The 10414-nt window shown below is 46.6% G+C and carries 10 protein-coding genes; 3 read left to right on the top strand and 7 right to left on the bottom strand.

The annotated features are described in order from the left end of the window. Both UTM25_RS22195 and UTM25_RS22200 read right to left on the bottom strand, forming a co-directional pair. The coding region (locus tag UTM25_RS22195; protein WP_320715365.1) for a hypothetical protein at positions 1-440 on the bottom strand (440 nt) is incomplete at its 3' end. Between the two features lie 3 nt (positions 441-443). Next, entirely contained in the window at positions 444-818 is a 375-nt protein-coding gene (locus UTM25_RS22200) for a hypothetical protein (protein WP_194401779.1), read from the bottom strand. Between the two features lie 75 nt (positions 819-893). Between UTM25_RS22200 and UTM25_RS22205 the strand changes: the two genes are divergently transcribed. The 3 genes from UTM25_RS22205 (at position 894) to UTM25_RS22215 (ending at position 5100) form a co-directional block, all read left to right on the top strand. After that, a complete protein-coding gene (locus UTM25_RS22205) occupies positions 894-2069 on the top strand; it encodes a hypothetical protein (protein ID WP_194401780.1) in 1176 nt (391 codons plus the stop codon). Between the two features lie 308 nt (positions 2070-2377). Beyond that, positions 2378-3232 (top strand): tyrosine-type recombinase/integrase, encoded by an 855-nt coding sequence (locus tag UTM25_RS22210; RefSeq protein WP_063162089.1) that lies wholly within the window; start codon positions 2378-2380, stop codon positions 3230-3232. A gap of 98 nt (positions 3233-3330) precedes the next feature. Beyond that, positions 3331-5100: a DUF927 domain-containing protein gene (locus UTM25_RS22215; protein WP_194401781.1), complete on the top strand. Its 1770-nt coding sequence runs from the start codon at positions 3331-3333 to the stop codon at positions 5098-5100. Between the two features lie 148 nt (positions 5101-5248). Here the strand turns inward: UTM25_RS22215 and UTM25_RS22220 are convergent, their stop codons facing one another. The 5 genes from UTM25_RS22220 to UTM25_RS22240 all read right to left on the bottom strand — a co-directional run. Then, positions 5249-5860, bottom strand: coding sequence for a hypothetical protein (locus tag UTM25_RS22220; RefSeq protein ID WP_194401782.1), 612 nt, complete (start codon positions 5858-5860; stop codon positions 5249-5251). 338 nt (positions 5861-6198) lie between these two features. Beyond that, positions 6199-6792 carry a site-specific integrase gene (locus tag UTM25_RS22225; protein WP_320715373.1) on the bottom strand — a complete coding sequence of 198 codons (594 nt, stop codon included), beginning with the start codon at positions 6790-6792 and terminating at the stop codon, positions 6199-6201. After that, on the bottom strand, positions 6702-7385 hold the full coding sequence (locus tag UTM25_RS22230; RefSeq protein ID WP_233469436.1) for an integrase arm-type DNA-binding domain-containing protein: 684 nt from the start codon (positions 7383-7385) through the stop codon (positions 6702-6704). Before UTM25_RS22230 ends, UTM25_RS22225 begins: the two co-directional genes overlap by 91 nt. Before the next feature lie 1152 nt (positions 7386-8537). Continuing rightward, entirely contained in the window at positions 8538-10016 is a 1479-nt protein-coding gene (locus UTM25_RS22235; protein WP_032619058.1) for an HNH endonuclease signature motif containing protein, read from the bottom strand. Positions 10017-10117: 101 nt separating this feature from the next. Then, a partial coding sequence (locus UTM25_RS22240) for a hypothetical protein (protein ID WP_320715370.1) occupies positions 10118-10414 on the bottom strand: 297 nt, incomplete at its 5' end.

A 10414-nucleotide genomic window follows, 5' to 3' on the forward strand; every position in this document is an offset into this window, starting at 1 on the left:
CCCCACCCACCCCCCCCCATTGTCAGCAGTTTTTCCAAGCGCTTTTCCCAGTCCGGGTAACAGCGATGACTGAACGCCCCGCCTGAACCCTCTTCGGTGAGACAGATATCAGCACAACGAAGAATGGCGGCGAGGAAACCCGCATTATTGCGGCTGGCGCTGGTAAACAACGGGCGCAGAGCCGTAGAGGTGAAATCGCCGTTTTCATGGGCTTTCAGAACACCAGATATAGCGCTCAGGGCAATCCATTCCCGGGAAAACAGACCGCCACTGTCGTTGGCGGTAATGCGCACCCCCCGTTCCCCGTCCTGATTTTCAGTCATCTCCCAGTGCAGCAGGCCAGTGGAATGCGGATTAATTTTCTCGGCCTCACCAGTAAGAACGCAGAGGTCGTTTTGGGTTTCAGTTGTGGAAACTGGTACAGGTTTGGTCTTTTTCATTGGTTAATATCCTGAAGGTGCAGCCATAGCGATAAGTTCAGCAGCCCTGGTAAAGGTCGCAGACGACGGGAACAGCAGATAAAAGCCCTGCCCTGAGTCGCTGAGAATGGTCAGGGCAAGAAACAGCGAAGCATCCAGACGAATGACGTATTCGACATTGCAGGCCAGATGGTGCAGGTAAGTGGTCAGTTGTTCAGAAAGGTGCTTCTCCTCGCGGGGAAGCAGATACAGCAGTTGGGTTTGAGTTTCCTCCCACAGCGCCGTTGCCGCAGTGAGGCTGCTGTCAGCGCATTCAGTGAGTTCGTTTACCAGTTGCAATTGCTGAACCGGTGACACGGGCAGGCAGAAAGCGTCTGCCGGAGACTGTATAATGTGCATTGCGGTGTCCTTATTAATAATGGGCACCAGAATAATATGTGTCTGATTTGAATATTTATTACAGGGAGAATACGTATGAGTCTGGATAAGGAACTGAATGATTTTCTGGCAAAACTGAGAAAGCATCAGGATATACGTTATCTTCAGGGTGTCACGCCTGCGACCTTGTTCCGTTTTTTAAATGGCAGCGTCCATCTTAGTCACATCGCGGAACCGGCCAAAAATTCCGTGCTGAACGTTCTGCAGGACCCGGACCAGGCTGATTTTATCTCTTCCTTTTTTTCCGATTTACGTTACCGGGGGAAGGGGCTAAAAACACAGGCCTTCAGGGATAGCCTGATGTGGAGTTATATCCGGCTGTATCACCCGCAGCACCTTAAGGTAAATATTTATCATGATGCTTATGTTTTTAATCAGATAAATGCACTGGAGACATTCTTTGATACTTATTGTTTAGGCACCAGTGGCGTTTATTTTCCGGCAATGGATAATCTTTATGCAAATGGCAGCCTGTCTTTTTTCCCCACTATCAGGGGCCTTTCACATTCTCCCTTTGACCGTCGCACGTGTAATGATGCCCTGAAGACCATCCGAAAGACGGGGATGGACTCTCTGTATGTGCTGGATAAGGATTTAATGAAGGTACTGAGTTTTTCCGCCCAGGACGGGATACAGCAGGTTATGCAGCTCTGCCAGCCGGCGGATCCGGCATCGGCGACAGCGATTATTGAATATGCGCTGCAGCTGTACCGGGAATGCAGAAAGGATGCTGATGATTTTGCAAATAACTTTTCTGTCAGTGATTACAATGAAAAAAGAAAGGTGCTGGAAAAGAAAATCGCCTTTGATACCGTTTTCCTCTATGTGCTGTTGACCGACTTTTGTGATGCAGGCGGGTTTGGGGCCTTTGACAAAAAGGCGCTGAACACGATTAAGCCTGTCCGGCCAACACTTTCCTATATAAAAAACCGTTTCGGTTTATCCAGCGATAACGTTCTTTCCCTGCAAAAATACATTGTCGTGAAGGCGGTGCTTTATGCTGTGCTGAAAAGAATGCAGGCAGACAGCAGTACGCAATATACCCGGCTACGTTTTCTCCGGGAGATTGATAAACATTATGCCTGGCTGGATGCAAATACTTCTCGCCGGAATGAGGATATAAACAAGCTGATAGACAGTGACACCCATGAGCATTGTATCAAAGCGCTGTGGAATGTCAGAACGTCTGTTGAACTCTTCACTGTGGGGTAGCCACATACCCCGCACCGGGGCCGCTGGTCCGCGTGCCCGGTGCTGTGCACCTGTTACATTCGACATCACATCTGGTAAATAAAAGCAAGCGCCTGCAAAATTAAATGTCTGTTTTTATTGGTTTTTTTATGTGGGCTGGACATGAAATCCCGGTATTTAATCCGGGCTGACTGGCTTCCCATAAGAGAACGGCTCCGATAAAGTTAGCCCCGTGCTGTAGACGGAAGCACACACCTTAACGGCGTTACACTAACGGAGGATAATTAATATGAAGACATTATGCCTTACCCTGAATACTGCTGACTGTGATGAAGCTTGCTGACTTGTTCTTGAGGTATCTGGAATACTCCAGAATACACAAGAAATCTTTTGCCTCAGACCAGTCAAAAGTTAACAACTACTTTTTGCCGAAACTGGGGCATATTGACCTGGATATGATAAGCAGGCGTGATATTGCTGATTATATCCAGGGGCTTAATGGCCTGAAGCTCTCAACGCGAAATCGCCACATTTCGCTACTCAAGGCCATTTTTACCTGGAGCGTGGAGTTTAATTATATTTCATCGTCTCCGGTAGCCGGATTTAAAACATTCCGGGAACCGGCATCATTACGGCGGGCTATGGAGCCGTCGCAATTTTCTGCCTTTATGCTGGTGCTGGATGATGACATTAAGCAGGAGCCCCGGGACACGCTTTTAATTCTGGCTTTTCTTGCGCTGACCGGCATGAGGCTGGGCGAGGCGCGCTCTGCTGATATAAAGAATATTAACATGAGCAAGAAAACACTGTTCCTCAATGATACAAAATCAGGGGATTCGAGGCTAGTGCCCTTATGCCAGAAAGCAATGGATATTGTTCTGCTGCAGATGAGCAGATATGGCAATGCGGGGCTGCTTTTTCGCTCGGGAGCCGGTGGCAGAGTCAGCGAGCCCCGACGGCTTATGACGGCAATATGTGAAAGGGCGGGGATTGAGCGCTTTACTATCCACGAGCTTCGCTATACCGCCGGAAGTGCAATGCTGGCTGCGACCCGGGACGTTTATGCCGTTAAACGGTTTCTCGGACATAAATGCATTAGTACGACCACTTTATATGCGCAGTACTTTGGCATTCAGCAGCACGACGATGTCGAACGCGCAATGGCGCTGATGCTGAACCGCTGAGAGTAGTCATTAAACCTTAAATCTGTATTACGGAATTCATTCCCTTTAACCGGGAAGGGGATTCTACAACCTGAATTTAACCTGAATAAGGATTTATCATGTCTAACATTAATAAAAAAAATGAACGTCGTTTACCGGAAGGTTTTGCTGAAGAGAATGGTAGATTGTATTTTTGCCATGAAGATGACGATAAAAAGAAACTTGTGTCCAGTCATTCACTTGAACCTGTGGCAAAGGCCTGTAATCGTGCCGGTAACGGGAACTGGCATATTATTTTAAAGTGCGCCAACCATAGTGGTGCAGAAGTTGAAATGATTATCTGCATGAAAAAGGTGAAGAAGAGCACCGATTCTGTTATCAGCCAGCTTGCAGGTAAAGGTATTTTCGTTGATGACAGTAAGTTATTCCTGGTGTTCCTGCAACGGTCATGTGAAATGGACCTTCCAGTCTATCGTGTGGCGATCCGCCCGGGCTTCCAGCCTGAAGAGCTGGTGTTTCAGTTTGGTCCTTATCCCATTTTTGTGGCCGGGCGGGAGGGGATCCAGGGTGTGATTCCGGGCGAAGGGATGATGGTAAATAACACCATTGCAGTCGCGGGCTCGCTTGAACAATGGCAGGAACAGGTTGCCAGGAAAGTCTGCGGCATGGCACCAAAACTTGCCATTCTGGTGGGGCTGAGTTCATTCCTTCTGCCTTTGCTGGGCGAAAGTGGCGCTATTTTTCATCTGTGTGGCGACAGTTCGACCGGCAAAACCGCGGCATTACAGGTAGGCGCAAGCGTGAATGGTCAGGCTGCTGAGCCCGGCAGCGGAAGTCCAACCCAAATCCAGCGCTGGAACGCGACCTCAAATGGACTGGAATTGCTGATGGTCATGAATAATGGCACCACATTAGCCCTCGATGAGCTGGGTTCTTTCACGGGTAAATTTTTTGCTGAAACGCTGTATGACATTGTATCCGGTGCAACGAAATCGAGAATGGACCCGGAGACTCTGGGGATGGCGCGACAATCTACGTGGGTGCAAAACGTACTGTCTACGGGCGAGCTGACGATTGTAGACAGAATTCGCCTTGAAAAGTCTCAGGTGATGGATGGAATGTTACATCGTGCCCTGTCGATCCCCGTCATGGCGGAGGACTCCCGCAGCGAGAATGAAAGCATTGATGCAGCCAGACAGCGTATCAGCGATATCAAGACTAGTCTGCTGACCTGCCATGGTAGTGCCGGTTATGAGTTCGTGCAGTGCCTGACGCATCTGGCGGACGAAAGTGAGAACTATTTCGACTGGAAAACGACATCGGATATTATGAAGTCATCGCTGAACGAATTTCATGATGAAATGAACCGGCGGCTGCACGCGGGGCTCACTACTCTCAGCTCTGTTGAAAGCCGGGCGCTGCGTCGTTTTGCCATTCTGTATATGACCGGAGCCTTCGCCGCGGACTGGGGTATCCTGCCATGGCAATGCTCAGATATTGCTGATGTGACATTCGAAGCGTTCGGACGCTGGTTGCAGCACTATCGCAGCGATGCAGGCCGCAAGGAGAATATCCTGATTGCTGTTCAGAACTTTATCGCTGTGAACCGTTCAAAACTGATTGACGCAAAAATGCCCTCTTTTGCGTCTCAGAAAACCGATATTGCCGGGTATATACTGGATGACGGAAGCTATTTGCTCCTCCCCGATACGCTCGATAAACTGGGCAATAAGTGGGGGTTGTCTGCGAAAAATTTGGCCCGCCTGGTCGATGAGGCTGGCTATCTTACTCGCCCGGAAGGCGATCGGCTCACTGCACGCAGGACCATCCGCAAAGTCAATGTGACGGGCTACTGTTTCTCCGCTGATTTTGCAAAAGCCAGACTCTGAGTTCTTACTCATTGATATCAAAGGCCGCCCGCGCAGGCGGCCTTTATCATGTCACTTATTAATCAGATGACCCGGCAAATGTCCTGGCATTGCACGTGATTCGCCCTGTCGACTTCCTTCCATAAAAATACGCCGGAAACGGCTAGTTTTAGATTGTAAATACATTTAACGCTCTTAAATCAACGAGGGCACCAATCCGCTTTAAATAATCGTCACCAACCAGCTGGGGATGGTAAACCATGTTTTCATTAAATGCAGAGTAGTGTTGAAACGCACAGCGGCCAATTGCCGATGGAACATTATTCACAATGCCATATGTGGTACCAAATGTAAGGTCTATTATTTCCATGTTCGGCGTCGTCAGCCACGCATGCAAATTTATCGTTCCGATACCTGACGTCGGATCGCCCAGATTATTTTTTAGTGTTTCTTCACATGTATAAAAGACCGGACTTTTATCATAATCCACATAGCCTAAAGTATAATAGAGCGGAGTTTGTAAGGCTTCCTCTAAAGCATCCTGTGCGAAATACATGTATCCAAAGCACTGCTGTGAGACCTCTTTTGGCGTGTGGTTTGAAGCGATTTCCTGAATGACGTTGAGTGCGGCTTCGCCCTTATCACCCGTCAGAAAAGGTGTTTTGCTCAACCTGACCCTGGGGACTTCAAGTCCCCATTTTTTTGAGCGTTTTACAGCAGATGTGAACTCAGTCTCATAGTTCACGTTCTTACTCAGCCTGCCCATTAATCTTCTGAACATCACACCCTCCCTGAACTGGTTAAACCGACTGTTCTTTAGCAATCCGCGTTTCCATGCTAACAGTGGTATTGTGCTTAAAAAGTTGTTACCAGTATAATGGTAAGAAATTCTCAATAATATTATAAATAATATAAATTTCTATTATAACCCGATTTATTATTGGGTAGGCTGGCTGAGATAACATGAGTCTGGCAATCCCTGACGACACGCATAATCATTAGTGAGACTAATGGGGTGGAGCACTGTTCTTCCCTCTGAATTTGCCAAAGCCAGCTTCAGCATTCTTGCCGGTCGATGCTGCAGGTCGCCCGCAAAAGCGACCTGTATTCTGCCTGCGGTCAGTCTGGTTGCCCGGAAAGGGCCAACGCATTGCCGATATGCTGCTCAATCAACTGTCCGGTCGCTTTCAGTCGCTGTGGATGCAGATGGGCATAACGCTGTGATGACTGGATACTGCGATGCCCGAGCTGAGCCTGAACGTCATATAAGGTGCCTCCCCGTGAAACGATTAATGCGGCAACCGAATGACGGCAGGTGTGAATGCAGACCTCCTCATCGTAGATACCTGCCCGCCGGATAATGCGCCTGAAGGCCTTGGTCACATTGCAGACCGGTTTACCCGGAATTTTGCCACCAAACATCCAGATATTGCCGCCGAAGCGGGGTAGTTCATCAATCAGCTTTACCGCCCAGTTGTTGAGATGAACCAGTCGCCCTGAGCCGTTCTTGGTTTCCGGTAGCCACAGCGTTCCCTGTTGCTTATTGTAATGTACCCATTTTGCCAGCCTCAGCTCGTCACGCCGCAATCCGGTCAGCAGTAGTAAACGAATATAAATCCCGACTACACGGCTGTTGTCCTCGCTGGCAGCCTCGAATATGCGCCGGATTTCCGTTTCCGAGAAATAACGCTGGCGGGCGTTATTTTCACACAGAAGTGGGCCGGGTTCACCGTCACCATCTCATGACGCAGTGACCATCTGAGGAGGGCTTTCAGCAGAGCAATCACCCGGTTATTGGTGGCGGGCTGACAGGTTTCGCAGAGCGATGACTGAAGATGAGTAACGTGACGGGGCGTAATTTCATTAAGCAGTAGATTTCCCATCACTGGGGCTATATGGTCGCGAAAGCGCTGCTCATCCTTATTCCAGCTCTTTTTATGCAGCCTCGCCCACGGGAAATAATACTGACTGAAGGCTTCCTGAAGGGTAGGAATGGCCCGGCATTTGTCCCGCTCGTAACGCGGGTCAGTGCCGGTGGCTATCTGGCGTTTCATCTCAGTGGCAATCTTTCGGGCGGTCGTGACATCAATCTCCGGCCAGTGACCAATACTGATGGCGCGTTTGCGGCCCTGCCAGAGATAGCGTAAGAGAAATTTCTTTTTGCCTTCTCCTTTGCCAACCAGACATTTGAGCCCGCTGATTTCGGTATCGCTGTATTCCGCTTCACGGGAGAGGGCATCAGGTTCATTAGGGGGCAGGCCATCAATGAGGCGGTGAGTAAACTTAAAACGGCGTGGTGTGGACATGCAGAAGTCTCCTTATGCAGGGGTGATTAATACGTTAGTGAGGTCAGAAAGTGAGGCAGGGAGGGAAGAGTCCCGTGCCTCAGCGTGTTATGTGAGCCGTGGAAGAAAAGGCTGCATGGATATGTTGTGGCAATGACGATCCTCAGTTAGTGGGGGAGGTGAGATGAAATTCTCCGGTCTTTCTCTGGTCTTCTCCGCAATTTTCCCGGTGAAATTCCCGAAAACGGGAGGTGAAAAAGCGTTGCACCATAACGGTTTAACTGGTCATTTCCCCGTTTCCCCGTGAAAATGACATTGGGTTAGCATTGAATGAAAGAGATTGGTATTCGATTAACTGAAAGATACTGATAGCAATTGATTCATATGAATAATATATAAGTGAACGTGTATGTGAAATCAGTTGTTAAATAGTATGCTGCTATGATATGTCGCAAAAAACCTAACTAATTGAGGTGAATATTAATGATTGATGTGACTGCAAAAAAATATTAATCTCGCTAAGTTTCCACGTTTACAGGAGTCCAAAATACAAATAGGTTTCGATGAGTTATAGAATTTATGAAGATATGTTGTGAAAGGATTTCATGTCAGAATTATTTTTTTGATGTTTTAGTTATGGTTCTTGTTTAAAATGAGTTTGTTAAGTTTAATCAATGCACGTAACCATAAAAATATAAAAATTCACTCAGGAGTAATCATTTATCTACGCACTGTAAAAAATAAGCGGGAAAACGGGAGATTTGAATCAAAGCGTTGGTATGCAAGGGATGTGTCGATCTCTCTAGCGGGAAAACTGCGGAGGAATTGCGGGGAAGTGGCGGGGAAAAACTTCACTGTTGATGCTGATCAGTCTTTTTGGTTGGCTCTTGCTCGCATTATGTATAGTGTTAGTCTGACTAAACTCGGTGAGTGTGACAAAGACAGTAATTTTTGCAGTTTTAGGTGAAGTCTAATGGGTTGAGTGATTTCGGCTATGCTCCCGACAGATTAACATGCTACATCGTTAACTACGTCAGCGCTTGGCTAACGAAGCTAAATGTTCGCTGTGAGCGAGAAGCGGAAGTTGGCACTTTTGTGGGGTCAGTCCAAAGTTCCCACAAAAGTGATTACAGAAAAAGTTGCTATTCAGTGTTTCAATTGCCCTAAATACTCTCAAGTATTAAAGCTAAGCCAGCGTTCTAACAATCCTGATTTGTTCAAAGAAACTGAGTGATCATTTATTTTTTTACCTTCCAACGTACTTTTAGCAAAGTATGTACAATTAGCTTTGAAATGCACTGTAAGAGCATCAGGCTTGATAGCCATCAATCCAGCGTCAAAAAGACGATGCAAACAAGCAAGCATAAGCACCCCATTCGAAGTGTTATTATTCCCCGTTCCTACTGGCTCAATATGAGCGGCTTCTAACGCTTCTCCGCTATTCGTAATGGCGCAACGATAACCAAAGTTAGCGGCTACACGTTCTTTAAAATCGTTCTGATTGGTACGGGTACGAACAATGCGATCAGCAAACAAAGCTTGCTCGATAGAATCATCTAGGGTAACAGCGTAGGAGGAATCATTAGCAACAGATGCTATAGGTGCTTCTACAAGCGTTTCTACGGCCTCTGTAATGGTGCTAGTGTATTCAGAGGTAATAATCGTTTCTAGAGGACGTACAGGCGTTTCTACAGGGGCTTTATAAGGCTTACAGACACTAAGAAAATCATGTATCTGTAATGCTGTCATATTCTCTTTAATTGCATCACGTTTAAACGCTTCAACCATTGCAGCACTGTAACCTTTCTCTACAAACAACCTGATCCACTTATCACTAAATGCTTCTGGTGTTTTGGCAACAGGAATAGAAACAACGGGCTCTCCTGGCTCGTTAGCTGGCAATACAGGCAACTCAATGACAATATCAACAGAGTCAATAGGTGCTTCATTTTTTACAACTAGCTTAGGTGTACTTACGCTAGCATGATGAACATCTTTAGTATGATCTACAAATCCACCAAATGATTTAAAGTCAATTTTGCATTCAATACATGAAATAGGACGTCTTAATAATGCCGTGTCGATCCGTCTTTGTTCTACTTTAGATAAATTGATCTCATCTTGCTTAACTTTTGCTATGTGCCAGGGATCAGATTTAATCTTTCCCTCATTAAGTAAAGTATTAGATTTAACAATTCTTTTTGTTCTGACTGAAGGAGGTTTTTTATCGTTATTGAGTTTATCTAGGGTTGCACTTAAAATAATTGCTTTAGCTTTCTTAGTGGCTTGTTTTTTAGATAAACCAGATACAATAAAGTCTTGTATTAGCTTTGAATAAAGTTGAGGGTTATTTTTACGCTTTTGGTTATCTAACTTGCGTTTTTGGTTGTATATTTCCATTTTTTCAGGAGTTAAAGCACCTCCCGCACTACGGATAGTACCTGATGTAGCGAACGGCCTCTTGCCGTTCATATTCTTTTTTACTTGCTCTTTTCTAACTCTAACTTTAGCTGTAGGAGCTTCTACACCGAAATCATGAAGGCTATCATTTTGAGTGCTGATCAGAACCTTTCTAACATCATCGGGAATAGGTTTACCTTCACGGCTTGCTCTACCCCATGCCTTGATAGCTTCTAAGCGTGTCATTTTCATGTGAACACCTGAAAAATATGTAGATATGCGCGAGTATATAAACCATTCTTATCAATCGTCTAGCCCTGCTGTAAGTATCCCTATAAAACGAACCATTATTTTTAGAGGGCTTCTGGCACTCCAAGTTCCGCTTTTGGCACGGAACGGACCTTCATTGACGCTATGCCAGACCTAAATTGCTGCTCAGCAGGGATTTTAACGCCGCCATTAACTTCACTTACTGGAGGCTTAACAGTGGCTGGGAAAAGTTGGTTGACGGAGGGCTGATAACCGATTTTATTGAGAACCGTGAACAAGTCCGGGAATCCTTTCCGGGATTGTGAGGGGTTGAGTAAGCCTAGCTGCGCGGTATGTTGGCGCTGGCCTGTATTTGAATATGGACTGACCCCACGCCCGTA

Origin of the sequence: Enterobacter sp. 61D5, from assembly GCF_034107965.1 — a bacterium.
GTDB lineage: Bacteria > Pseudomonadota > Gammaproteobacteria > Enterobacterales > Enterobacteriaceae > Enterobacter > Enterobacter cloacae_M.

Bases quoted from the DNA above. Each gene is read 5' to 3' on its own strand.
- UTM25_RS22210 (WP_063162089.1), top strand. From the start codon at position 2,378: ATGAAGCTTGCTGACTTGTTCTTGAGGTATCTGGAATACTCCAGAATA.
- UTM25_RS22205 (WP_194401780.1), top strand. From the start codon at position 894: ATGAGTCTGGATAAGGAACTGAATGATTTTCTGGCAAAACTGAGAAAG.
- UTM25_RS22220 (WP_194401782.1), bottom strand. From the start codon at position 5,860: ATGTTCAGAAGATTAATGGGCAGGCTGAGTAAGAACGTGAACTATGAG.
- UTM25_RS22235 (WP_032619058.1), bottom strand. From the start codon at position 10,016: ATGAAAATGACACGCTTAGAAGCTATCAAGGCATGGGGTAGAGCAAGC.
- UTM25_RS22200 (WP_194401779.1), bottom strand. From the start codon at position 818: ATGCACATTATACAGTCTCCGGCAGACGCTTTCTGCCTGCCCGTGTCA.
- UTM25_RS22215 (WP_194401781.1), top strand. From the start codon at position 3,331: ATGTCTAACATTAATAAAAAAAATGAACGTCGTTTACCGGAAGGTTTT.
- UTM25_RS22230 (WP_233469436.1), bottom strand. From the start codon at position 7,385: ATGTCCACACCACGCCGTTTTAAGTTTACTCACCGCCTCATTGATGGC.